General features: G+C 67.5%; 36 protein-coding genes. 33 read left to right on the forward strand and 3 right to left on the reverse strand.

All coding sequences use genetic code 11. The features are described from left to right. Positions 1–243 precede the first annotated feature (243 nt). The 3 genes from C811_RS10395 to C811_RS10405 all read right to left on the reverse strand — a co-directional run bounded on the left by C811_RS10395 (position 244) and on the right by C811_RS10405 (position 2,468). Positions 244–1,344 (reverse strand): tyrosine-type recombinase/integrase, encoded by a 1,101-nt coding sequence (locus tag C811_RS10395; RefSeq protein ID WP_016309542.1) that lies wholly within the window; start codon positions 1,342–1,344, stop codon positions 244–246. A gap of 268 nt (positions 1,345–1,612) precedes the next feature. Next, positions 1,613–2,071, reverse strand: coding sequence for a hypothetical protein (locus tag C811_RS10400; RefSeq protein WP_016309543.1), 459 nt, complete (start codon positions 2,069–2,071; stop codon positions 1,613–1,615). 25 nt (positions 2,072–2,096) lie between these two features. Beyond that, on the reverse strand, positions 2,097–2,468 hold the full coding sequence (locus C811_RS10405) for a helix-turn-helix domain-containing protein (RefSeq protein WP_016309544.1): 372 nt from the start codon (positions 2,466–2,468) through the stop codon (positions 2,097–2,099). Positions 2,469–2,618: 150 nt separating this feature from the next. On the opposite strand from C811_RS10405, the gene C811_RS10410 reads away from it, so the two are divergent. From C811_RS10410 to C811_RS16900, 33 genes are all read left to right on the forward strand, one after another. Then, positions 2,619–2,912 (forward strand): DUF7678 domain-containing protein, encoded by a 294-nt coding sequence (locus C811_RS10410; protein ID WP_016309545.1) that lies wholly within the window; start codon positions 2,619–2,621, stop codon positions 2,910–2,912. Between the two features lie 3 nt (positions 2,913–2,915). Further along, positions 2,916–3,158, forward strand: a complete 243-nt coding sequence (locus C811_RS10415; protein WP_016309546.1) for a hypothetical protein — start codon at positions 2,916–2,918, stop codon at positions 3,156–3,158. A gap of 252 nt (positions 3,159–3,410) precedes the next feature. Next, the gene (locus C811_RS10420; RefSeq protein WP_016309547.1) at positions 3,411–3,647 is read left to right on the forward strand and encodes a helix-turn-helix domain-containing protein; all 237 of its coding nucleotides are present in this window, start codon (positions 3,411–3,413) and stop codon (positions 3,645–3,647) included. 176 nt (positions 3,648–3,823) lie between these two features. Next, positions 3,824–4,045 (forward strand): hypothetical protein, encoded by a 222-nt coding sequence (locus C811_RS10425; protein ID WP_016309548.1) that lies wholly within the window; start codon positions 3,824–3,826, stop codon positions 4,043–4,045. Beyond that, on the forward strand, positions 4,045–4,353 hold the full coding sequence (locus C811_RS10430; protein WP_016309549.1) for a hypothetical protein: 309 nt from the start codon (positions 4,045–4,047) through the stop codon (positions 4,351–4,353). The genes C811_RS10425 and C811_RS10430 overlap by 1 nt, the downstream gene beginning before the upstream one ends. Continuing rightward, positions 4,350–4,556 carry a hypothetical protein gene (locus C811_RS10435; protein ID WP_016309550.1) on the forward strand — a complete coding sequence of 69 codons (207 nt, stop codon included), beginning with the start codon at positions 4,350–4,352 and terminating at the stop codon, positions 4,554–4,556. The genes C811_RS10430 and C811_RS10435 overlap by 4 nt, the downstream gene beginning before the upstream one ends. Further along, positions 4,553–4,807: a hypothetical protein gene (locus C811_RS10440; RefSeq protein WP_016309551.1), complete on the forward strand. Its 255-nt coding sequence runs from the start codon at positions 4,553–4,555 to the stop codon at positions 4,805–4,807. Before C811_RS10435 ends, C811_RS10440 begins: the two co-directional genes overlap by 4 nt. After that, a complete protein-coding gene (locus tag C811_RS10445; protein WP_016309552.1) occupies positions 4,794–5,237 on the forward strand; it encodes a hypothetical protein in 444 nt (147 codons plus the stop codon). Before C811_RS10440 ends, C811_RS10445 begins: the two co-directional genes overlap by 14 nt. Then, complete coding sequence (locus tag C811_RS10450; RefSeq protein ID WP_016309553.1) at positions 5,234–5,722, forward strand: hypothetical protein; 489 nt, start codon at positions 5,234–5,236, stop codon at positions 5,720–5,722. The genes C811_RS10445 and C811_RS10450 overlap by 4 nt, the downstream gene beginning before the upstream one ends. Positions 5,723–5,855: 133 nt before the next feature. Further along, the gene (locus C811_RS10455; protein ID WP_156997075.1) at positions 5,856–6,290 is read left to right on the forward strand and encodes a hypothetical protein; all 435 of its coding nucleotides are present in this window, start codon (positions 5,856–5,858) and stop codon (positions 6,288–6,290) included. Next, positions 6,287–6,634, forward strand: coding sequence for a hypothetical protein (locus C811_RS10460; protein ID WP_016309555.1), 348 nt, complete (start codon positions 6,287–6,289; stop codon positions 6,632–6,634). The genes C811_RS10455 and C811_RS10460 overlap by 4 nt, the downstream gene beginning before the upstream one ends. Next, entirely contained in the window at positions 6,627–7,853 is a 1,227-nt protein-coding gene (locus C811_RS10465; RefSeq protein ID WP_016309556.1) for a hypothetical protein, read from the forward strand. Before C811_RS10460 ends, C811_RS10465 begins: the two co-directional genes overlap by 8 nt. After that, positions 7,846–8,760: a DUF1351 domain-containing protein gene (locus C811_RS10470; protein ID WP_016309557.1), complete on the forward strand. Its 915-nt coding sequence runs from the start codon at positions 7,846–7,848 to the stop codon at positions 8,758–8,760. The genes C811_RS10465 and C811_RS10470 overlap by 8 nt, the downstream gene beginning before the upstream one ends. After that, positions 8,753–9,646, forward strand: a complete 894-nt coding sequence (gene bet, locus C811_RS15805) for a phage recombination protein Bet (protein ID WP_016309558.1) — start codon at positions 8,753–8,755, stop codon at positions 9,644–9,646. Before C811_RS10470 ends, bet begins: the two co-directional genes overlap by 8 nt. 12 nt (positions 9,647–9,658) lie before the next feature. Continuing rightward, positions 9,659–10,348: a hypothetical protein gene (locus tag C811_RS10475; protein WP_016309559.1), complete on the forward strand. Its 690-nt coding sequence runs from the start codon at positions 9,659–9,661 to the stop codon at positions 10,346–10,348. Then, on the forward strand, positions 10,332–11,081 hold the full coding sequence (locus C811_RS15810) for an ATP-binding protein (RefSeq protein ID WP_016309560.1): 750 nt from the start codon (positions 10,332–10,334) through the stop codon (positions 11,079–11,081). Before C811_RS10475 ends, C811_RS15810 begins: the two co-directional genes overlap by 17 nt. Next, entirely contained in the window at positions 11,068–11,808 is a 741-nt protein-coding gene (locus C811_RS10480) for a DNA-methyltransferase (protein WP_016309561.1), read from the forward strand. The genes C811_RS15810 and C811_RS10480 overlap by 14 nt, the downstream gene beginning before the upstream one ends. Beyond that, on the forward strand, positions 11,809–12,219 hold the full coding sequence (locus tag C811_RS10485; RefSeq protein ID WP_016309562.1) for a hypothetical protein: 411 nt from the start codon (positions 11,809–11,811) through the stop codon (positions 12,217–12,219). Then, complete coding sequence (locus C811_RS16560) at positions 12,216–12,353, forward strand: hypothetical protein (protein ID WP_016309563.1); 138 nt, start codon at positions 12,216–12,218, stop codon at positions 12,351–12,353. The genes C811_RS10485 and C811_RS16560 overlap by 4 nt, the downstream gene beginning before the upstream one ends. Beyond that, complete coding sequence (locus C811_RS16565; protein ID WP_016309564.1) at positions 12,350–12,508, forward strand: hypothetical protein; 159 nt, start codon at positions 12,350–12,352, stop codon at positions 12,506–12,508. The genes C811_RS16560 and C811_RS16565 overlap by 4 nt, the downstream gene beginning before the upstream one ends. A 2-nt stretch (positions 12,509–12,510) precedes the next feature. Continuing rightward, positions 12,511–13,221 (forward strand): hypothetical protein, encoded by a 711-nt coding sequence (locus C811_RS10490; RefSeq protein WP_016309565.1) that lies wholly within the window; start codon positions 12,511–12,513, stop codon positions 13,219–13,221. A gap of 2 nt (positions 13,222–13,223) precedes the next feature. After that, positions 13,224–13,595 (forward strand): DUF4406 domain-containing protein, encoded by a 372-nt coding sequence (locus tag C811_RS0103435; RefSeq protein WP_016309566.1) that lies wholly within the window; start codon positions 13,224–13,226, stop codon positions 13,593–13,595. Between the two features lie 375 nt (positions 13,596–13,970). Beyond that, positions 13,971–14,117, forward strand: a complete 147-nt coding sequence (locus C811_RS16885) for a thioredoxin domain-containing protein (protein ID WP_016309568.1) — start codon at positions 13,971–13,973, stop codon at positions 14,115–14,117. Then, the gene (locus C811_RS0103440) at positions 14,117–15,769 is read left to right on the forward strand and encodes a PBSX family phage terminase large subunit (RefSeq protein WP_016309569.1); all 1,653 of its coding nucleotides are present in this window, start codon (positions 14,117–14,119) and stop codon (positions 15,767–15,769) included. Before C811_RS16885 ends, C811_RS0103440 begins: the two co-directional genes overlap by 1 nt. Further along, positions 15,769–17,193 (forward strand): phage portal protein, encoded by a 1,425-nt coding sequence (locus tag C811_RS16890; RefSeq protein ID WP_016309570.1) that lies wholly within the window; start codon positions 15,769–15,771, stop codon positions 17,191–17,193. The genes C811_RS0103440 and C811_RS16890 overlap by 1 nt, the downstream gene beginning before the upstream one ends. Further along, on the forward strand, positions 17,193–18,815 hold the full coding sequence (locus tag C811_RS15815) for a phage minor capsid protein (RefSeq protein WP_016309571.1): 1,623 nt from the start codon (positions 17,193–17,195) through the stop codon (positions 18,813–18,815). The genes C811_RS16890 and C811_RS15815 overlap by 1 nt, the downstream gene beginning before the upstream one ends. Then, positions 18,812–19,096 carry a hypothetical protein gene (locus C811_RS10515; RefSeq protein WP_016309572.1) on the forward strand — a complete coding sequence of 95 codons (285 nt, stop codon included), beginning with the start codon at positions 18,812–18,814 and terminating at the stop codon, positions 19,094–19,096. Before C811_RS15815 ends, C811_RS10515 begins: the two co-directional genes overlap by 4 nt. A 256-nt stretch (positions 19,097–19,352) precedes the next feature. Beyond that, entirely contained in the window at positions 19,353–19,880 is a 528-nt protein-coding gene (locus C811_RS10520; RefSeq protein ID WP_016309573.1) for a hypothetical protein, read from the forward strand. A gap of 10 nt (positions 19,881–19,890) precedes the next feature. Continuing rightward, on the forward strand, positions 19,891–20,763 hold the full coding sequence (locus C811_RS10525; RefSeq protein WP_016309574.1) for a hypothetical protein: 873 nt from the start codon (positions 19,891–19,893) through the stop codon (positions 20,761–20,763). A gap of 11 nt (positions 20,764–20,774) precedes the next feature. Next, positions 20,775–21,032: a hypothetical protein gene (locus tag C811_RS10530; protein WP_016309575.1), complete on the forward strand. Its 258-nt coding sequence runs from the start codon at positions 20,775–20,777 to the stop codon at positions 21,030–21,032. Between the two features lie 3 nt (positions 21,033–21,035). Further along, positions 21,036–21,392, forward strand: a complete 357-nt coding sequence (locus C811_RS10535) for a hypothetical protein (protein WP_016309576.1) — start codon at positions 21,036–21,038, stop codon at positions 21,390–21,392. Next, complete coding sequence (locus C811_RS16895; protein WP_016309577.1) at positions 21,389–21,736, forward strand: putative minor capsid protein; 348 nt, start codon at positions 21,389–21,391, stop codon at positions 21,734–21,736. Before C811_RS10535 ends, C811_RS16895 begins: the two co-directional genes overlap by 4 nt. Continuing rightward, positions 21,733–22,071 carry a minor capsid protein gene (locus C811_RS16900; protein ID WP_016309578.1) on the forward strand — a complete coding sequence of 113 codons (339 nt, stop codon included), beginning with the start codon at positions 21,733–21,735 and terminating at the stop codon, positions 22,069–22,071. Before C811_RS16895 ends, C811_RS16900 begins: the two co-directional genes overlap by 4 nt. Positions 22,072–22,085: the final 14 nt, after the last annotated feature.

Raw genomic sequence — 22,085 nt, forward strand, 5'->3', positions numbered from 1 at the left:
TATGGATGCGGCTCGTCAGGAGGAACCCACAGCGTGAACCCTGCGCCATTCGCGGTTGATTTGCAGATTCGGTGCGGACGAACCCTGAAAACGAAAACAGGTCACCGCCTCTAAAATAAGCGATGACCTGCGAATACTTCTGGTGGTCGCGGAGGGATTTGAACCCACCGCCGATGAGCTTTCTACCTGGGGAAACTCCGCTTCGGTCTGCCATGTCTGCCAAATTCACAAGCCCTCCACGGCCTATCCGAGCGCCGCGTCGATGATGTCGGCGTCCTCGTAGAGGTCGGCTATCCGGTGCTTCACGTAGCGGTTGAGCGTCGTGGTCACGTCCACGTGCCCCATCCAGCGGGACAGCTTGGACACCTCGATGCCGGCGGTGATGCAGCTCGTGCCGAAGCTGTGGCGCATGGAGAACTGAGTCATGCGCGGCACGGGGGTGCCGTCGTCGAACCTCGCGCCGTCGCGGAACACCTTCTGGAGCCTGCCCCTGGCGGTGGACGGGTTCATCCTGCCCCCGTCGAGCCCGCGCACTACGGGGCCGTCGGGCAGGTCCCAGCCCTCCATGATCTCGCGGGCCCTGCGCATCATGGGCACGTCCCGGACGGCCTTGGGGGTCTTCGGCGGCCCCAGCTCCGGGCCGTGCTCGCCCTCGGTGTAGGCCTGCCGTATCCCGATCTTGCGGCCGGCGATGTCCACGTCGCACGCATCCAGGCCCAGCACCTCTCCCTTGCGCAGCCCGAAGAGCAGCCCGAGCACCACCATGCGCTCCTCCGGCGCGCCCTCCCATCCCCGGTGCACCCAGTCCACCACGCGGCCTATCTTCTCGAAGCTGGTGAGCCACACCCCAAGGGCCTCGGGGTCCGGCCGGGAGGCGGCGGGGTACTCGTACCGGAAGCCGGCGGGGTTGACGGGGACCACGCCCATCTCCACGGCCAGGGACATGACCGAGGACAGCGTCTCGCGGGCGTTGGTGGCGGTCTTCCTCGTGGGGCACGACATGAGCATGCGCTGTATCTGCAGCCGCCCTATGTCCTCCATGGCCATGCCGCCGAGCGCCGGCAGTATGCGGAGGTCGAGGTCGCGCTTGTAGCCCTTCACCGTGGATCCCTTCAGGCGCGTCTTCTGCGGCCAGAAGAAGTCCGCCACGAACTCCGCCAGGGCTATGCGGCCGTAGGACTTGCCGCGGGCCCGCTCCTTCTCCACGAGCCACGCCCGCTCGGCGCGCTCCGCCTCGGCCTTCGTGCGGCACTGCCTGGTGCGCCTGTCGCGCGAGCCGTCGAGGCGCCGGCCCATGGTCACGTCGGCGACCCACAGGCCGCTGTCCAGCCTCCTCACGGACATGGTACAATCACCTAGCCTTCCGTTGATCGGTCGGTATTGCTTTGAGCCCCGCGCCATCCGCCAAGATTCAGCGGGGCTCGCCTGTATACATTTTCTGTTGTCAAACCCGCTTGACAACATTTTTCGTTGTAGGCGACTCCTCCCCTACCATGTCTGCAGATGATAGGAGGCCGCTATGATAGTCCCGAAAATTCTCTGCATCCTCGTGCCGATCTGCGCCGCACTCGCCGCCGCGGCGTTCAGGATCTACATGGAGGATGCGCCCGGATCATCCTCCCGTACGCGCACGGACGGCGCTTGCGATATTCACTGCGATCTCCACGCCGCACGATGCGGATATGAACAAGAGCACAGCCTCGACGATCTCACCCGACAAGAAACCGAGCATGCCAGATGCGGCAACAACGCACAGTCCTATGGCAACTGATGCCAGCATCATCGAAACGCTCCCGAGCAGCCTAACGACAAGCGGAACCGGTCTGCCGCGAGATGCCGCCTTGACCTCGACCGTGCCGACGATCGACTTCCTCAGGGCCCTCATCGCATCGCGCTCGTTCTGGAGCGACCTCGACTGCTCCATCTGCCGGTAGATCTCGATCTCTTGGAGCACCGCGTCCCGCCACGTCCGGCGGCTGCGGAACTTCAGCAGCAGCTCCACCGCCGCCACGCCGAGCGTCATCACCGTGATGACGAACCCCGGCAGGATCGTTTGCTCGAACGAGATCACGGCATCACCTCCCTACTCCATCTCCCTACGCGCTCCTCAGCGACGGCGCACTATCCTCAGGCCCCGCTGCCTGAGCTCGCGCGCCCTCGGATGCGCGGATGCCCCTCACTGCCCCGGCGGCCGCGTCCTTCCCGGCATCTGAGAGGCGGGCGTAGTCATCGTTCATGACGGCCTGCCGTGGGTCGGCATAACTGTCAGCCTTAAAATCTCGGCCGGCAAGTTCGTCTAGGGTACACCCCAGAACATCAGCAAACTCCCAAGCAAGTTCCAAAGTAATGGGTCTGGCCCCTTGCTCATAGTTTGTATAGGTGTCCTTACTCATGCCGATATGTTCGGCGAAAGCCTTGGCGCTCTTGAAGCCCCGGTCTTTTCTAATTCGTTGAAGCTGCGTTTTCATGCGGGACCTCCTCTCGCAGCGAGATATTACCCGCACTGAACAAAATTAGCAATCTTTTTTACAAAATCTTGTTGACACTTTGCTCGTTCTGAGTAAGATAGCTAATTAGTTAGTTCGCTCCGAACTAAAAACGAAGGAAGGAACAGCGCAATGAAGATCGACCGCAACGCATTTGACGCCCGCCGCAGCAACTGGGTGAGCGGCAGCCACGACGGGTACACCTTCGAGGCCAAGGTGTTCGCCGAGCCTAGCATGTTCGGCATCCCCACTCCACGATTCGAGGACGGCGGCAACGTCTCCAAGCTGGTCATCCGCGACGCCGAGGGGCGCGAGGTTTACGCCTACGACCGCGGGCCGTGCTACGGCGAGACGGTCCCCCACTACGCCGACGTCGCCAACGAGATCGTGGCCGCCCTAGAGGCCGAGTTCTGCGAGGAGGCGTAAGCGATGAGGAACGAGAAGCTGTACCGCCAGGCTATCGAGATCGCCTCCTATGCTGAGGAGCGGTTCCTGGAAGCGCATGAGAAGAACCGCGCGGTATCGCCGGAACTCAGGGAGAGGCACCGCGAGACGTTCGTGCAGCCGGCCGCCGCCGAGGCGTGTGCCCAGCAGAGCCTCATCGCCGAGCTGTTCGGCGTGTCCGAGGAGAAGGTGCACCAGGACCTGGCCAGCGCCATCCTCGCGCGCTAGGCGCCCCGTCAGGCCACCCGCGGCGACGTTAACAACGCGGGGCAGCTTGGGAACCGAATAAGGAGGGCGGCAATCGCTGTTCAAGAAACTAGTAAAGGCCGCTGTCCCGGATCACAGCGAACCCCCTTCCTGCCGCCCTCCTTATTCGGTTCCCAAGCCCCTCATTCCACACCCGCACTGAGTTGGCAGATGCAATCCCGCCAAGGCATTGCATCCCCCAGATCACTGCGAGAACACAGGAAGGAGGAAAACATGGCATGCACCAAGGAGCAAGTCGGAGAGTGCATCCGCGCGGAGCGTGCACGACGCAAGTGGAGCCGCGATGACCTTGCGGAAGAAACCGGCATCCCGGCAACCACCATCGGCTCGTACGAGAACGCTAAGAGCGGCATCACCCTCGACAACGCCTGGGCATTGGCCGATGCGTTCAAGATGCCCATCGGCTCTCTCTTCGGCCGCGACGAGAGCAAGTACGAGAAAGCAAGCTAACCGACCAAGGAAGGAGCACCCACATGGAAGGCGGCGGAGGACCCCGGCGGCGCGTACGCCGTTGCCGAACTCGGCAAGGCGTACGCCGCCATCCTGGACGCCGAGGCGAGGCGCGACGCCTCAAGCATCGGCTCCAAGCTGCTCGAAGAGATCAACAACCTGTAGAGGAGGAACACATGAACGAACTCAACATCCGAGAGGTGGTCGGCCTCATCGCCGACGCCCTGTCCGAGGGCGCCCGGGCCGTGGTCGCCATCGAGCGCAAGCCGGGCGGCGCGGGCTGCGGCCTGACCGTCTCGAAGGCCCCCAGCTGCGTGCTGGACGCCGTGACCGACAACGGCTACTACGCCGCCCCCGACTTCGGTGGCACCGTCATCGCCGCCGAGGAGGTGCTCTGATGGAGAACCGCGTGAAAGTGCGCGCCTGTTTCCAGGGCTGCAACATCAAGAGCGGCAAGACCGTCATGCAGTTCGAGCTGGACCCCGAGCACAAGGGCGCCCTTCCCCAGCTGGCCATTATGACGGGCACCTTCACCACGCTCGAAATGACCAGCGACCAGCTGGTCATCCCGGTGGATGCGAGCAGCGGCGAGGTCCTGGACGGCCAGGATGAGACCTTCGACGAGGAGTTCTGGGTCGACGGTGAGCCGATCGCCTTCGAGCTGCCGCCCGCCGGCTTCGAGTACGAGGAGGACGAGGCGGCATGATCACCGAGTGGCCCGTGCCCGCCGAGTTCCCGCTCTACGCGCCCATCGACAGGGCCGCGGAGATCGCCGGGGTGTCGCGGGACAAGATGCGGGAGTGGGCGCACGACCAGCGCGACCCGCTGCCGCAGATACCGTGCGGCAGGAAGCGCCTCGTTCGCATCGGGGCCCTGCCGGAGTACCTGATGAGGAGGGAGTGCGTATGAGGAAGATCGAGATGCCGGCGCGGGGCGGGTCCAATCGCATCCCGCGCCGGAAGGTGCATCGTCGCCCTTACGCGACGCCGGAAGTGTACCGCATCGCGGGGCTTCGCATCAAGGCCCTGGCCCGCGCGGCCGCGCCGTTTTTGGCGTGCCTGGCGCTGCTGCTGGCCGTGTGGGGCTACTCCATCGCCTTGTGGGACACGGCCTACAACGTGGGCCTGGGGGCATCGGGGGCTGGCCATGCGCAACGCTGACGGAATCGAGACCGCCCTCTACGACGGGGTGCCCATGACGCCCGAGCGGCGCGTGGAGCACGCCCTGGCCTGGATCGCCGGGGACTACCCCCGCAAGTGGCTGCGCCTCGTGAACCTCTGCGAGGAGGCGGCCTGGTCGGGCTGGCCCCGCATCCGCCGCGGCGACCTGTACGTGCTGGCCTCGCAGCAGGGGCTGGACATCACGCTGTGCCGCGAGTTCCGCATGGACAACAACCTGTGGAGCGTGCTCAGCCGCTACCTGCTGATGTTCCGCCCGTCCCTGGCCGCCGTGATCTTCCCGAAGACCACCAAGGCGCTCGATGACGGCTCCATCGACTTCGAGGCCCTGTGGCACGACCAGGTTGCGCGCAACACGTTCTTCCGCGCCCCCACGTGGGAGGCCGCTGCCAAGAGGGGGCGGTCGGCATGAACATCGTGGCCGTGGACCCCGGCACCTCCAACACCGGCATCGTGTACATGAACGAGCGCCGCATCATCTGCGCCAAGACCCTGCGCTACAAGAGCACGGTGAAGGCCGACCAGTACGCCCTGCGCGATCGCGCCGACAACATCGCGCGGCAGCTGAGCGCGTGGGTGGCCGACAAGCCCCACGAGGTCATCGTCATAGAGGGCTTCCTGGGCTACCCGGGCAAGGGCGGCGGCTACGTCTTCCAGACCCCGTACCTGTGCGGCTACCTCCACGCGGCCCTGCGCGGCGAGGAGATCGCCATACAGACCAGCAGGCAGGTGCTCAACCCGAAGTCCCGGGGCAACACGGCCGACCTTCGCACCCTCATGGAGCGCGGCGCGAACCCCTACCCCGGGTGCGAGCACTGCACCAACGACCACCTGCGAGCGGCCGCGTGCCACGGGGCGTACTACCTCGCGCACCATCTGAGGCCGGGCCATGCGTAAGGGGGCCAAGAGGCGGGACTGGTCGGTCGAGGAGGAGCGGTACCTCGCGGCGAGCGCGGGGCGCATCCCGAAGCGGGACATATGCCTCAAGCTGCGCCGGTCCTCCAAGAGCGTCGAGCGGAAGGCCGCCGCCATGCGGGCGGCGGGCGCCGACATCGACCTGAGGTGCTACCGCCCGTCCCTCTCCCCCTGCCCGCGGTGCGGGTGCATGTCGGGGACCATCGACAGGCGCGGCCTGTGCGAGCCGTGCAGGCGCCGGGAGCAGCTGGCGGCCATCCAGTCGAGGATAGCGGCCATGCTCCCCCGGCTGCCGGCCGCCGAGCGGGCCGTCTACGCGCGGACCGAGTCCATGCTCGAGTCCCGCGCCGAGCCGCTGCCGGAGGCGCCCGACACGTCGGGCATGAGCAGGTGGCGCAGGGCCTACCGCGAGGAGGCTCACGCGCTGGCGGTCGAGCAGGCCGTCGCGCGCAACCTGCGCCGCGAGGTCAAGGCGGCGCAGAAGCGCAAGGAGCGCATCCAGAAAAAACTGAAATCAATGGGGGTTACCCAGATAGGAGCAGAGAAATGAAGAAAAAGAAGATGCAGGCGATGATGGCCGCGGGGCCCCACATCCCCGTGGAGGTGGCCACGGCGCTGATCGACGAAATCGACGCCTCCGATCCGGATTCCGGCATGGGGGACTTCGGCAAGGGCGCCGCGGCGGCCCTCGCGTTCCTCTCGTGCGGGCCCGAGTACGGCATGCACGGGGCCGGCTTCGCCGACTTCATGGCCAACGCCAAGGCCGTCGCCGATCGCGCGGCCGAGCCCCCCGAGGAGGTCGTCGGGGCCGCCATGGAGGTCATCGCGCAGCTGGAGGCCATGGGCGTGAGCGTCGTGAGCGCCGCCATCGTGAAGGAGGTGCCCCGTGGCTAGCATAGAGACCGTCAGCATCGAGGACGTCTACCCCCTGACCGACGAGTACGGCAACTCGATGGCCCGCCGCGACTACTCGCTCAAGGCCAACAAGGACTACGTCAAGCGCCTGGCCGAGTCGTTCAACCCCGAGACCAAGCTGCCCGACGAGCCCGTCGTGCTCGTGCGCGACGGCGGGGTCTACCGCATCAAGACCGGCAACTCCCGCGTTGAGGCCATGAAGCTGCTCAAGGTCAAGTCCTTCCCGGCCGTGGTGGAGGACGGCGACGCCGGGGCGGTCGTGGAGGCCGCCTGGCGCACCGACACCAAGAAGACCTACGAGGCCGAGGAGCGCGCCGAGATATTCAAGGCCCTCACCCTGTTCGGCGACGACGAGTACGTGGGCCGGATCACCGGCATCGACGCCGAGCGCGTCAAGCGCATCCGGAAGGGCTCGAAGCGCGCCGGCGAGGCCATGGAGCAGATGACCATGGACTGGATGGAGGCCGTGGGCGAGTTCGAGGGCGACCCCGAGGCCGCCAAGGCCATCCTGGACGCCGGGGCGAGCGGCTGGAGGTACGAGGCGCAGCAGCGGCGGGCGGCGGCGGCCCGTGCGCGGTGGCGCGCCGAGATGGAGGCGGCCCTGGCCGATGCGGGCGTGGAGGTCGCAGACGGGACCCCGGACGGCATGCACTACAAGAAGCTCCTCAAATCCCCGGGAGACCTCGCCGACATCGACATCGAGCCGGGCGCGAAGGCCGAGTTCAACAAGTGGAACACCTGCGCGTGGCTCTACTTCCCCGGCGGGGGGAAGGCCGCCGACCCCGAGAGGGAGCAGATGCTCGCCCGGCGCGACGAGGCCGGATCCCAGTTCGAGGAGGCCGACAAGTCCCGCTCCAAGTGGCTCGCCGAGCACCTGGAGGAGATCGACCCGGCCGCCATCCTCAAGGCGCTGCCGGCGGGCGCCGAGATCGAGGTGTACGACTACGACGTGATCAAGTTCTGCGAGGCGCACGGGGCGGAGATCCCGATCGGGCCCGCCGTGACCGTCGCCGCGTTCTGCGAGGCGAGCGCCAAGCCGTGGGGCAAGTGGAGCGACAGCCCGGACCCGGACGGCTGCCGCAGCTTCGTGGCGCTGACCGACGCCATGGAGCTGTGCGGCTACGAGCCGCCCGAGGCGGAGCAGAAGCTGTACCAGACGTGCGTAGACGCCATCGGGAAGGAGGACGCAGATGAGTAGCGATGCCGTGGAAGTCGCCGCCGAGGTCATCGAGCCGACCGGCGAGCTGGCCGTGACGTACACGCCGGCCGTGATCGACGACAACCTCGAAGCCCTCAACGCCTTCGTCGAACAGCAGATCGCGCCCTACATCGGCGCGCAGATCGACCCTAACGACTACGAGCAGGTCAAGGAAGCGCGCAAGTGCATGGCAGACCTCAACAAGCTGAAGAACCCTATCGAGGCGGAGCGCAAGCGCATCAAGCGCGAGTACGAGGCGCCGCTCAAGGCGCTGGAGAGCAGGGTCAAGGCGATCACGGCCAAGATCGACGAGGCGCGCGCCGTCCTCAAGGTCCAGGTCGACGAGGCCGATGCCCGCTTCAAGGAGCTGCGCCGCGCCGTCCTCGCGGAGGAGTACGAGGGCTGCGCCGGCCCGATCGCCGACGTCATCCCCTTCGCGGCCGTCCTCGAGGACGCGTGGCTCAACCGCTCCACGCCCGAGGCGAAGGCAGCCGACGCCCTGTACGAGAAGGTGGGGAAGGCGCTCAAGGGCTACAAGACGCTGCAGACCAAGGAGCTCGTCCACAAGGACGAGGTGGTCAAGCACTACGCCGATACCCTCGACCTCATCGCCGCGCTTGAGCTGGAGGACAGGCTGAACGAGCGCGACCGCGAGATGGCCGAGTTCAAGGCGGCCCAGGAAGCCGCCCGCCTCGTCGCCGAGGAGCGCAGGGCCCCCGAGCCTGAGCCCGAGCCCCAGCCGGAGCCAGCGCCCCGGGCGGAGCCTGCGGCCGATCGGTTCAGATGGGCGCTGTCCATGGAGTTCGAGGGCACCAAGGAGTTCGCCACCTCCGTGGCCCGCACCCTCAAAGGCCTGGGGCTCACGGGAGCATCCATCGTCTGCACCGGGGTGATCGGACATGACTAGCGAGATAGTGCGTTACAAGGCCGACAACGGCCAGGACATCGAGGTGACCGAGCAGGACGTGCGCGACCTCATGGCCGCCAACGGCACCACCACGTCGAACGTGACGGCGCAGGAGATAAAGACATACCTGCGCCTGTGCCAGGCCCAGCGCCTCAACCCCTTCACGAAGGACGCCTACCTCGTGAAGTACGGCACGAGCCCGGCCACCATCATCGCCGGCAAGGAGACGTTCACCAAGCGAGCGCAGCGAAATCCCAGGTTCCGGGGGTTCGAGGCCGGCATCACCATCTTCGGCACTGACGGCAAGCTCCACCGCCGGGAAGGCTCCATGCTCCTCGACGGGGAGATCGTCGTGGGCGGCTGGTGCAAGGTGTACATAGCCGGCTACGAGGCCCCCATGTACGACGAGGTTTCCTTCTCCGAGTACAACACCGGCAAGAGCAACTGGCTGAAGATACCGGCGACCATGATCCGCAAGGTGGCCATCTGCCACGCCCTGCGCGAGGCGTTCCCCGAGGACCTGGGGGGCCTCTACGGGGCCGAGGAGATGGACCAGGCCGCGCCGCAGCAGTCCTATGAGGAGCCCGCGCCCCAGGCGCCCGCAGCGGTGGCCGTCGAGGCGGCCCAGGCGCCTCCCGAGCCGCCGGCGGCCCGGCCCATCGACGAGTACAAGCTCGCGCTCGTCCGCGCCCGCGACGAGCGCGGCGTCCCCGTGAAGGAGGCCATGGCCAAGGTGCGGGAGACCATCTCCAAGCCGCCCGAGGAGTACGACGCGGCTGACATCGCCTCCGCCGTGGCCATCGTGGACGCCCTGGGTGCGCCCGAGCCCGAGTACGAGCTCGTGGAGGAGCCGCTGCCCCTGTCCGAGTACGACATCCCGTTCTAAGGGGGCAGGCGCATGGGAATGGTAATCCACGATGACTTCTGGGCGGCATGCCAGGCCATGCCCGAGAAGCAGCGCGCCCCGTTCCTCTACGCCCTGGCCGAGTACCGCTTCGAGAAGAAGGAGCCGAAGGGCAGCCCCGCGTGGCTGCCCACCTTCATCGCCTTCAAGCAGCGAATCGACTTGAGCGACGAGGCGAGCGCCAAGGGGCGCAAGATGGCCGAGGCGAGATGGGGCAAGAAGAGGGCGGCATCGGACGGACGCGATGCCGCCGCAACGCACGGGCACGATGCACGAGCAGATGCGCAAGCATATGCGCGTGCATATGCAGCAGTATCGGAGTCGTTCGATGCTGAGAAAGAGAAAGAGATAGGAGTAGATATACCCCCCTATAGTCCCCCCGCGATCAGCATCGAGGACGCGCCGTTCTGGATGCGCTGCCTCGCCGCATTCAACGACGCGAGGGGGACGGCCTACACGACGATGCCCGAGAAGTGCCGGCGCACGCTGGAGCGGGCGGAGGGCTCCTACACGGTCGAGCAGGTCGGCGCCATGGTCGCCTACAAGTGCGACCAGCTGGCCAAGACGAGGTGGAAGGGGTGCCGCACGCCGAGCTTCCTCTTCTCGCCCGACCACTTCGAGGAGTGCATGCACCAGTCCATCGAGGCGCGGGAGGAGGCCGACCGCTATGCAGACTACGCCTAGGGGCTTCGTCTCCGGCCCCAAGCCGTGCCCCCACTGCGGGCGCGTCCTCCAGCCCCTCACCGCCGACCTCAACGGGCGCGAGGTGTTCGCGGGCTGGGAGCCCTGCGGGTGCGACGGGGCCGCGGCCGCCAGGGCCGAGTGGGAGGCCGAGCGGAGGAGGGCCGACGAGGCTGCTTCCGCCGCTTCGTGGGAGCGCAAGCTGGACGCCTCCGGCATCCCCCCGCGCTTCCGCGACGCCCGGCACCCCTGGGCGCGGAGGCTGGCCGAGCGCATCGCCGCCGGCGACGGGCTGTACCTGCACGGGGGCAACGGCACCGGCAAGACCACCCTGGCCTGCGCGGCCGCCCTCATCTGCCTCCGCAACGGGATGAGCGTTCGGTTCGCCGTGGCCACCAAGCTGCTGGACGAGCTGCGCGAGTTCGGCGAGGCGCAGAGGGAGCTGCTGGCGGCCCTCGCCAGGTGCGACCTGCTCGTCGTGGACGACCTGGGCAAGGAGGGCGCGGCCACCCCGAGGGCCGCCGAGAAGCTGTTCGACCTGTTCAACGACCGCTACAACTCCCAGACCCTCGTCCACCCCAGGCCCTTCGTGGTGACGAGCAACTTCCCCCGCAACGAGGTCGCGGTCCGCGTGAGCGACGGGGGGTCCGGAGTGGCCATCGCCAGCCGGCTCAGGGAGACGACCGAGGCCGTCCTGATGGACGGCGACGATTGGAGGATACATGGCAAGAATTGACGTCATCGAGCAGGCCGACGCCCTGGGCGCGCTCCGCGGCGTGCCGTCGGGGTCGGTGGGCATGCTGCTCACCGACCCGCCCTACTCCAGCGGCGGCCTGTTCCGGAGCGACCGCTCGGGCGCGACCTCCGAGAAGTACCAGACCCGGGGCTTCGCCAAGAAGCCCGACTTCTACGGCGACAACCGCGACGAGCGCAGCTTCGTGCTGTGGTCCGTGCTGTGGCTCTCGGAGTGCTACCGCGCCATGGAGGACGGCGCCAGCGCCGTCGTGTTCTCCGACTGGAGGCAGCTTGCCAACGTGGCCGACGCGGTGCAGGCGGCGGGCTTCGTCTTCCGGGGAATCGTCCCGTGGCGCAAGACCTCGTCGCGCCCCCAGCCCAACAGCTTCCGCAACGAGTGCGAGTACGCCGTATGGGCGACCAAGGGCGCGATCGACCGCGCTCCCGTGGCCGGCGCCAAGTACCTGCCGGGCCTCTACTCCGTGCCGGCCCCCGTCCGCGAGGAGCGCGTGCACTCCACCCAGAAGCCCCTGGAGCTGATCAAGTCGCTCATGGAGATCGCGCCCGACGGGTGCGTGGTGCTCGACCCTTTCATGGGCTCGGGCACCACCGCCGTGGCGGCGATAGAGACGGGGCGCCGCTTCATCGGCTTCGAGATGTCGCCCGAGTACTGCGCCCTGGCCAACGAGCGCGTCTCGCGCGCGAAATCTGCGGGAGGGGTGGCTTGAATGGCTAGGGTCACGACTCTGCCGCGGATGTGGTGGCCGATGATGGGCAGGCCGAGCACCCGGCTCCCCTACTGCCCCGTCTGCGGGCGCACCTCGCCCCTGGAGCAGCACCACGTCGTGAGGCGGGGCGCCGGCAGGCTGTTCGACGCCAGCGGGCGTGAGGTGCCCAAGCCCACGGTGACGCTGTGCGGCTTCGGCAGCAATCTGCTCGACGCCGACGGGAGGCCCTACTGCCACGGCCTGGCGCACCACAACCGGCTGCACTTCCGCTGGGCCGAGGTGCGCGGCCTGGAGGAGCCGCTGGGCGGCCTCCCCTGCCCCTGGGAGGGCGGCCACTGGGAGTACCTGCTGCTGGACGAGCCGGCCGACTACCTGACGGCCCTGGGCATGGACGGGTGGAGGCGGCTGTGAGCAACTACCCCGACGGAACCTGGGCGGGAGACCCCCGCGCCCCCTGGAACGAGCCCGGCGAAGACCCCGAATGGGAAGACGAATACGACGACCCTCACATCGACATGCTGCGGGAGGAAGGATACGAACGATGATCGACAAGGAAACCGCCAGCTACATCTGGCGCTGCATCTGCAACCACGACGGCTACTCGGAGGACAGGGGCGAGTGGTGCGACGCCCTGGAAATCGACCCCGAGGCCTGCGACGAGTTCGAGCAGTTCGTCGCCGAGAAGATCGAGGAGCTGTAGCCATGGAGCGGAAAGACCCCAAGGACATGACCGCAAGCGAGCTGCTGCGCCATATTGCGCGAACCGTTGAAGACGAGGAATGCGCCAGTGACGCCATAACCTGGCTGCGAATGAAAGCGGGCACTGAAGAAACACCGAACTATGGGGCAGAGATGGCGAACGCGCTTGAAGCTGTCGCAAACAAAATCGACGCCGAGATCGAGGCGGCCCGCAGGGACGCCGTGAAGGAGTCTAAGAAGCCCATGCGGTGGTTCCGGAGCGCCATCCGGCAGGGCGAGGACTGGCCCGAGCCCCGCGACGGCGAGAAGTTCCGCGAGTACCTGAGACGCTGCTTCATCCTGCTCCCCCGCTACGAGGATGGCGAGCCGGTGCGGTTCGGCGAAGATACCGACAAGCTGCACGAAGTCGAGAAGCTCATCTTCACGCGCTCCGGCGAGTGCTGCCAGATGCAGGACGCCCGCGGGAACATGCAAAATGCATTCCCCGGCCAGCGCGTGAAGCGCCCCGGCCCCGAGATGCTTGGCGCCGACGGGAAGCCCATCTCGGTGGGGGAGACGGTGTACAGCAAGAACACCGGCTCGGTTTATACGGTGCTGAAGGTCAAGCCTTTGGCGGATCTGGTGACAGTCGGCATCTACAACGGCATCGCCTTTGACGTCAACCATGCATCTCTCACCCACACCCCGCCCGACGCCCGCAAGGGAGGCGAGTAGCCATGAGCAGACTCTATGTCTCCGGCCCCGTGACAGGTCGCGATAACCGCAACCTGGATGCGTTCCAGTCGGCGCAGCGGGCGCTGGTCGATGCCGGCCACACGGCTATCATCCCGCATCAGATCGTCCCGCTCTCCGCGACGCACGAGAAGGCCATGCGCGCGTGCATCAACGATCTCACATGGTGGATGGGCGGCTTCGCGTACGACGGCGTGGCCCTCCTCGAAGGCTGGGAGGCATCCGATGGCGCGTGCCTTGAGAGGGCCGTGGCCGTGGCGTGCGGAATCCCGTGCAAGACCGTGGGAGAGTGGTTGGAGGAGGTACGCGATGATCGAGGCGATGGCGCAGTCGCGCCGCAACTTCTGCCGTCGTAACTGCACCCGCGCCACCGAGCGCGGCGGCTGCACGGTGGGGGCCAAGCCCGAGCGGGTCGGCCCCCAGTTCCCGAGGCGCGGCGGCGCGTACTACGTCGGCCGCCTGCGGTGCGAGGTCGGCGAGTGGCTTGACGAAAGGAGATGGTAGCTATGAGCGAGCGCGGCCCAGCCCCTCCTCGCCCTCGCGTCCCGGTGAGGTGACGGTCGTGCGCTAGCGACACATGGCGGAACATGCACTTGCAGGCGCGGGGGCTTCCTCGGACTCCTTCACCCCGCTGCCTGCCCTTCCCTCTCTGAGCCGCCCTCCCCCAGGGGCGGCTCCTCTCTTTGTGCGACAGATTCGCGACAATCCCCTCCCGAGTAAGGAGGTGCCCCATGCCACTCAGCCAGATGAAGTGCGAACGCTGCGGCGGGATGATGCCCGTGCGCCGCAGGCGCGGCCACTTGAGGAAGAAGAACCACATCAAGACCATGTGGTGCCCGTGGTGCAAGCGCGTGACCCCGCACCGCGAGCGGTTCTGATGCTCACCGCGCCCCAGGAGAAATACTGCCAGGCCCGCGCCCGCGGGCTGTCCCAGCGCCAGGCGTACCGCGAGGCATACCCGAAGTCGGCCAAGTGGAAGGACTCGGCCGTGGATTCGCAGGCCTGCCGCCTTGAGGCGCTGCCCAAGGTTTCCGCAAGGCTCGCCGAACTTCAGGAAGCGGCCGCAAAGGAGGCCGTCGCGTCGCGTGCGGCCGTGATCGACCGCATGGCGGCCCTGAACGCGCATTCGGCCAAGATCGCCGTGGAGAAGGCTCGACGGGGCGTGATCGACAAGGACGCCGTGAAGGCCATGGTGGACACCAGCGCGAAGCTGCTCGACGTTCTGCCGGAGGAGCGCGACAATCCGGGCGGCGCCCTCCGCGTGTACGACTTCGGCAGGCTGCTCGGGCGCGCCTTCGTGGATGTGCACCGCGACATAGCCGAGCACGCCCACGAGGAGTACTGGTTCGAGGGCGGGCGCGGCTCGCTCAAGTCATCAACCATCGCCACGGAGATCGTGGGCGGCGTCACCTCTGCGGAGGGCCGCAACGCGCTCTGCATGCGCAACCGCACGAACAAGCTGCGCACGTCGGTATATGCCGAGATCAAGAAGGCGGCCCGCAGGATGGGCGTGGCCGATGAGTTCACCTGGGGCAAGTCGCCCCTGCAGACGACCCACAAGCCCACCGGCAACGTGATCTACTTCTTCGGCGCCGACAACATCAACCCGGAGGACTCCCCGCTCAAGGGCCTCACGCCCGAGGAGGGCTATATCGCCTACGTGTGGTTCGAGGAGGCCAGCCAGTTCCCCGGCTACAACTACATCCGCAACGTGAAGCAGACGGTGCTGCGCGGCGGCGGCGACCTGCCCACCTGGACGTTTCTCAGCTACAACCCGCCCATCAGCGTCAACGCGTGGGTGAACCGCGAGAGCCGCGAGCCGCAGGACGGCAGGCTCGTGCACCGCTCCCACTGGACCGACGCGCCCAGGGAATGGCTGGGCGATGCCTTCGTGGCCGTTGCCGAGGCGCTGAGGAAGCGTAACCCGAAGGCGTACCGGCACGAGTACGACGGCGAGGCCACGGGCACAGGTGCCAACGTGATCGACCCTGAGATCATCGAGGTGCGCCCCATCACCGACGAGGAGCGCGACGCGCTGGACAACATCAGCCACGGCGTGGACGCCGGCTCGGTGCATCCGTGGGTGCACATGCGCGTGGCCTACGACGTGGACGAGGGCGTCCTGTGGCTGCTCGACGAGGACACGGCGACCGGGCACGACGCCCACGATACCAAGACCGCCCCGCTGCTGGCCGAGCGGCTTGAGCAGTTCGGCGAGGAGGACGCCGACCTGTGGTGCGACAGCGCGGCCAAGGGCATGATCCTGTACTACCGCCAGCAGGGGCTGAACGCGCGCAAGGCGTACAAGCAGGGCGTGAACTCCCCCGCCGAGCGAGTGCGCTGGCTCAACCGCCTGGCCAAGATCGTCATCAACCCAGAGACGTGCCCGATGGCCGCCGAGCAGTTCCCCGCCCTGGAGTACGTCGTAACGCCCGCGGGCGACATTACCGAGACACTGCCGAAGGTGAACGACGACACGATCGACGCGGTGGGCTACGCCGCGTCCGTATGGATTAGGCAGGGGCTCTGATGGCAGAGGAACGCGGCACCTACGCTTACGCGATCGAATGGCTCAAGATGCTGGGGTACAGCCCCGACGTGCGCATGGCCGGCACCATAGCGAAGTACTGGGGCTGGTACACGGCGGACAACCTGTGGTACCACTACCGCGCGCGCCGCGGGTTCAAGCTCTTCAAGAGCGACCGGGAGACGCTGCACCCCGCCGCCCTGGCCGCCGAGGCGTGGAGCGACCTGCTCATGAACGAGAAGCTGGAGATGACCGCCGAGGACGGGGGCATGCGGGAGGTGCTGGCGGCGCACTTCGGGAGCTTCGGGGTCGCCCAGGCCGACTTCACCACCCGGGCCTTCGCCCTCGGAACGGGGGCGTGGGCCGTGGGGGTCGACGACGTGAGCGACGACGGGATGCTCCACCCCGACGCCCGCGTGAGGATCGACGGCTACGATGCCCACCAGGTGATGCCCCTCACGTGGTCTGCAGACAGCTGCACCCAGTGCGCGTTCGTCACCCGCGTGGAGCTGGGCGGCCGCGACTACGACCAGTGCCAGGCCCACATCCTGCTCGGCGGCACCTACCACATCCTCACCCAGCTCTTCGACGCGAGGAGCCACCGCATGGTGTTCCCCGAGGGCGTGACCTCTGACCTGGACACGAGATCGCCGCACAAGACGTTCGCGCTCGTGAAGCCCGCCGTGCCCAACCCGCACTTCAGCTACTGCGCGATGGGGGCCAGCGTGTTCGACAAGGGGGTGAGCGCCATCAAGGCCACCGACGAGGCCCTGACCTCGCTGCTGGTGCACCTGCGCGTCTCCCGCCCGAAGATGTTCGTGACGGACACGATGATCGAGAAGAAGACCACGAAGGCGGCAGACGGCAAGAAGGTCACGGAGTACGCCGCGTTCGGCGAGGCCGACGATATCACCTTCCGCACCCCTCCCGGCGAGGAGGGGACCGACCCGCTCAAGGTGGTGCAGCCCGACATGCGCATCGCCGACAACGAGCGTGCCATCAACGCGGGCCTGAAGATGCTCTCCATCGCCTGCGGCCTGGGCGACCAGTACTGGGCATGGGATCACAAGGACGGGCTGAAGACCGCCACCGAGGTGGTCAGCGACTCCTCCATGCTGGCCCGGACCCTCAAGAAGCACCAGAACGTCCTGCGCAAGTCCATCGGCGAGCTAGTGCGGGGCGTGGCCGGCGTGTGCCGGCACCTCTGCAACACCGCCGTCGACCCGATGGCCGAGGTGTCCATCGACTTCGACGACGGCATCATCACCGACACCCAGACGGACAAGAATATGGCGCTCACCGAGATCAGCGTCCTCGGCATCCCCGCGCTCAAGAGGAAATACCTGACCGACTACTGCGGCTTCTCCGAGGAGGAGGCGGAGGCCGCCGTGCCCGACCAGGCCCCCGCGATCGACCCCGGCTACTGATGCTCTCCCCCGAGCAGATAGAGGCGGCGGGCGACGCCGTGGCCGCCGTGTACGGCGAGATCGAGGCGAGGATGCTGGACCGCCTCGCGGCCGCGCTGCTGTCCGGGGGCGGGCTCGGGCAGGCGGACATCGTGGCGCTGAACCTGCTGGCGCAGTCGCGCACGGCCGAGCTGATGGCGATCCTGGAGGAGCACCGCGCCGAGATCGACGCCGCCGTGCTCGCCACGGCCGAGAGGTACCTGGAGGCCTCCGACGCCGACGACGTGGCCCGCTGCGGCGGCGCCCCCGCGTGGCCGCGCCAGGTGAGGGCCACCGTCCAGGGCGTGGCCCGGATACTCGCGAGGGACAACATCCAGATGGTCGAGGGCGCCAAGCGGGCCTTCCTGGGCGCGTCCATCGAGGCGGTGACCCGAGTCAACGCCGGCGCGTCCGACCCCGAGCGCGCGATCCACTCGGCCGTGCGCAAGCTGGAGCGGGAAGGCATCGGCATCGTCACGTACCAGAACCGGGCGACGGGGGCGGTGACCGTCGAGAACAGGATCGACGTCGCCGTGCGCCGCCACGTGCGCACCCAGATAGCCCAGGACGGCATGAGGATGGCCGAGGAGCGCATGCGCGAGGTGGGCGTGCAGCTCGTGGAGGTGTCGAGCCACCCGGACAGCCGCCCGGAGCACCGCGCGTGGCAGGGCCGCTGCTACTCGCTCGTCGGCGACATCGAGATCGACGGCACCCGCTACCCCGACTTCTACGCCGCGACCGGCTACGGCAGCGTGGACGGCCTCGGGGGCGCGAACTGCCGGCACAGCTTCGGCCCCTACCGCCACGGGATGCCGCGCGCCTACGAGCCCGACCCGAAGCCGGCGTGCGGCCTACTCGGCGAGGAGGTGTACGCCCTTGAGCAGGGCCAGCGGTACCGCGAGCGCAAGATACGCGAGGCCAAGCGCGAGCTGCGGGGAGCGCGGCTCGTCTACGACGAGAGGCGGGACGGAGACAGCCTGGCCGAGTACCTGGGGGCGAAGCGGAAGCTGCGCGATCGCCAAGAGAAGATGCGCGAGTACATCGACGCCGCCAACGCACGGAGCAGGGTGCCGGGCGCCAAGGTGCTGCACCGCCACCCTGCCAGGGAGTGGGCCGGCGATATGCCGAAGGGCGGCATCGCCGTCAGCGCGGCCTCGAAGAGGAGGGCACTTGAGAGAGCGGAGCTGAAGGAGAAGTGCCTTCGCGCAAAGTATCCCGTGTTCGACCGGGGAAGGCTCGGGCAAGTCGGCAGGGCAACCCACGAGGCGAGAAGAAGCGGCGGGCATTACGACGTGGTGATGCACGGATCTCCGCAGCTCGCGCTCCCCTACCTCGAAAGGACCGACGCCCGCCTGATCGCCGACGTGCTGCGCTCAAGGAACGACTACCACGGGGAGCCGGTGCGGCTGCTGTCATGCTGCACGGGGCGCGCCGACGAGCACGGAGAGTGCTTCGCCCAGAGGCTCGCCGACGAGCTAGGCGCGACCGTGACGGCGCCCGACGGGATGCTGTGGCTCTACGATGACGGCTCCTTCACCATCGGGAAGAAGAAGGGCGTGAATACGGGAAGCATGGTACAATTCGACCCGAGGAGGAAGCGATGATCGACGCATTCACAGACTACGAGAGCAAGGACGACCTCGTAACCCACGACTACAAGTCGGGCGAGAAGGAGGCACTGCTGTCCTATATGCGATCCTTCCGCTACGACGCCGTGGCGGCCGGGTTCTTCGACGACGTCGTGACTGGCGAGATGAAGATCGGCATCGACTACCTCGCGTTCGATGATGGCATCTTCTCCTGGACATCCAGAGACACCTACCACGTGGAGCACTACGACTTGGCACCCCGCGACGAGTTCCTTGCAGCCGCACTCGCTGCCTAGTCGAACAGCAGGATACAGGGCGACGGTACGCCCGGCTCTGTTGCCAAGCCCCGCCACGGCGGGGCTTTTTCATGCCCAGATTTCCCTGCCACTTCCCCGAACTTCCCGCAACTTCCCCGCCTGGCGACACCTTCGGGACACTTCCAACCATCGCGAGAGACGGCGGCAACGGTCTCACTCGCCCGCCCGAGCGGCAATCGGGTGCCGAAGCGCGCAGAGAAGCGCGGCAAACAAACCCCGGAGAAAGGTTGGAAGAATGGCAGATCAGAACAATGCCGACAACGGCGCACAGGCTCAGCAGGAAGCAGGCGCGCAGAGCCAGCAGGCTCAGCAGACCGAGCAGAGCGCCGCGCAGGGAACCGACAACGGCGCACAGGCTCAGCAGAGCACCCAAACGCAGTCCGCACCGCCGGCAGGCAACACGGTGAACGCCCACAAGCACCAGCGCGACATCGCCAAGCTGGAAGCCGAGCGCGACGCCGCGAGGGCGGAGGCCGAGGGCTACAAGGGCCTCAAGGCCGAGTTCGACGCCTGGAAGGCCGAGCAGGCCGCAGCGAAGGCGGAGGACGCGCTGAAGGCAGCGGGCTGCATCGACGTGGTGGCCGCATCCGCGCGCCTCTCCGAGTTCGACGGCGACGTGGAGAAGCTGAAGGGGGCCGCGCCCTACCTGTTCGCCTCTTCCGACAACAGCAAGAGCACGGGCGGCAACCCGAAGGGGACCCCCGACCCCGAGGACGAGCGCACCAAGAAGATGCGCGAAATGCTCGGGCTGACCAACGAATAGGAGCGTTTCAATGCCTAACCAGATCACCCTGCCCCAGGGCATCCAGACCATCCTCGACGAGGTGTACCGCCAGGCATCGGTCACCTCCGTGCTGACCAGCCCTCCCTCCCAGCTGCGCCCGACCCAGAACGTCCACGAGTTCTGCTACCCGCAGATGGAAGTGGGCGGCCTGGGCGACTACGACCGTGCGAGCGGCTACACCGCGAACAGCGGCGTGAACCTGGTCTGGAAGACCGTGACGGCCGACTACGACCGCGGCACCAAGATCATGGTCGACGAGATGGACAACCAGGAGTCCTTCGACCTCGCCTTCGGGCAGGCCGCGAACATCCTGATGCGCGAGCACGTCGCGCCCGAGGGCGACGCCTTCACCTTCGCCAAGATCGCGGGGCTGGACAGCATCACCAACAACACCGACAGCATCGAGAACGGGGTGCAGTTCCTGGAGGCCATCCTCACCGCCACCACCGAGATGGACGAGGAAGAGGTGCCCGAGGAGCAGCGTTACCTGTTCACCACCTCCACCCTGCTCAAGTCCGTGAAGGCGCTGGACACCACCAAGTCGCGCGAGGCGCTGGACGGCTTCGCCGGCATCGTCAAGGTCCCGCGCGGCCGCTTCAACACCGCCATCGACCTCTTGAGCGGCCGCGACGGCGACGAGATCGCCGGCGGCTGGAAGGCCTCGGAGCTGTCCAAGCCCATCAACTTCCTCATCGTCCACAAGCCCTCGCTCATCAAGTTCGACCGCCACGTTGCAGGCCCCACCGTCATCGGCCCGGAGATCAACCCCGACGCCGACGCGAGCATCGTGAAGTACCGCAAGTACGGCGTGGTCGACGGCTACGAGAACAAGCGCGCGGGCATCTACCTGAGCCACAAGTAAGGAGGAAGCACATGAAGACCGTGGGACTGACCTTCGAGAAAAAGGCCGCCGCCAAGCCCAAGCAGGCTAAGAAGCCCTCAGCGCCCAAGGGCGCGGGGGCCAGGGCCGGAGAGGGGGAGGCGGATAAGGCCGCCGACGAGGCCGGGAAGGCCGAGGGCGCTGCAATCACCGAGACCGCGACCGACAACAAGGGCGCGAAGGCCGACAGCGCCGCCAAGGAGAAAAAGGCCGCCGACGAGGCCGGGAAGGCCGACGGAGGGGAGGGCTAGAGAATGCCACTGCCCTCCGTCACATACGACCTCTACAGAGGCCAGGGCGGAACGCTCGGGGAGGACGCCTTCGCGGCGTCCCTCCGGGCGGCGGCGTCCGCGGTCCGCGACGTCATCGGCTTCAACGAGCCGCAGGACGGCGAGGACGAGGAGGCCTACATCCGCGCGGTGTGCGCCGCCGTGGAGGTGGACGACGCCTACGGCGCGTCCGGGGGCATCGGCGAGTCGGTGGCATCGGTGACTCTCGGCAAGTTCTCCGCCACGGCCGGGGCGTCGTCCGGCTACGGCGCCGACATGGGCCGGGCGATCCGCCGCGAGCTCGCCGGCTCGTCGCTGCTCTACCAGGGGGTGCCGGCATGATGCCCATCCCGCGCAGGCTGCTGCGCCAGGCGTGCACCGTGCGCGTGCCCCGGGACTCGTTCTACAGGGGGGAGTACGAGGAGCCCGTCACCATCGGGCGGGTCTGCTACGAGCCCGCATCCTCCATCGGAGGCACCGCCAACTCGGGCGGCTCCCCCCACCAAGAGCAGAACCCCGTGCGCGGGACGCTGTTCATCGACCCCAGGGCGAGCGAGGGGGCCTTCGAGGTGCCCGCGGGGTCCCTGGTCAAGGTGGACGGGATGGAGACCGAGGCCGTGGTGCGCGAGTGCGCCGCGATCATGTGCGGGGGCCGGGTGCACCACTGGGAGGTGGTGCTGAAGTGACCGTGGCGATCGACACCCCGGGCATCGACGCCATCGCGTCCGGGAGCCGCGCCCGCGACTGCCTGGAGGAGGTGTCCCGCAGGGCCGAGCTGCTCATGCGCCCGTACGTGCCCGTGCGCGAGGGCATCCTGCGCTCGTCCGCGCTCGTGTCGAGCGACTTCGCCGCCGGCATGCTCTCGTGGAGCACGCCCTACGTGGACAGGCACTACTACGTCCCCATGGCCCACACCGACCCCGCCGGCATGGCCACGGACCACTGGGACGAGGCCATGATGGCCGAGCGGGGCGATGAGCTGACGGAGTACGCCGCCGAGGTGTACGGGAAGGATCTGTGATGGAGCTGGATCTG

It is taken from the genome of Adlercreutzia caecimuris B7 (assembly GCF_000403355.2).
Taxonomy (GTDB): domain Bacteria; phylum Actinomycetota; class Coriobacteriia; order Coriobacteriales; family Eggerthellaceae; genus Adlercreutzia; species Adlercreutzia caecimuris.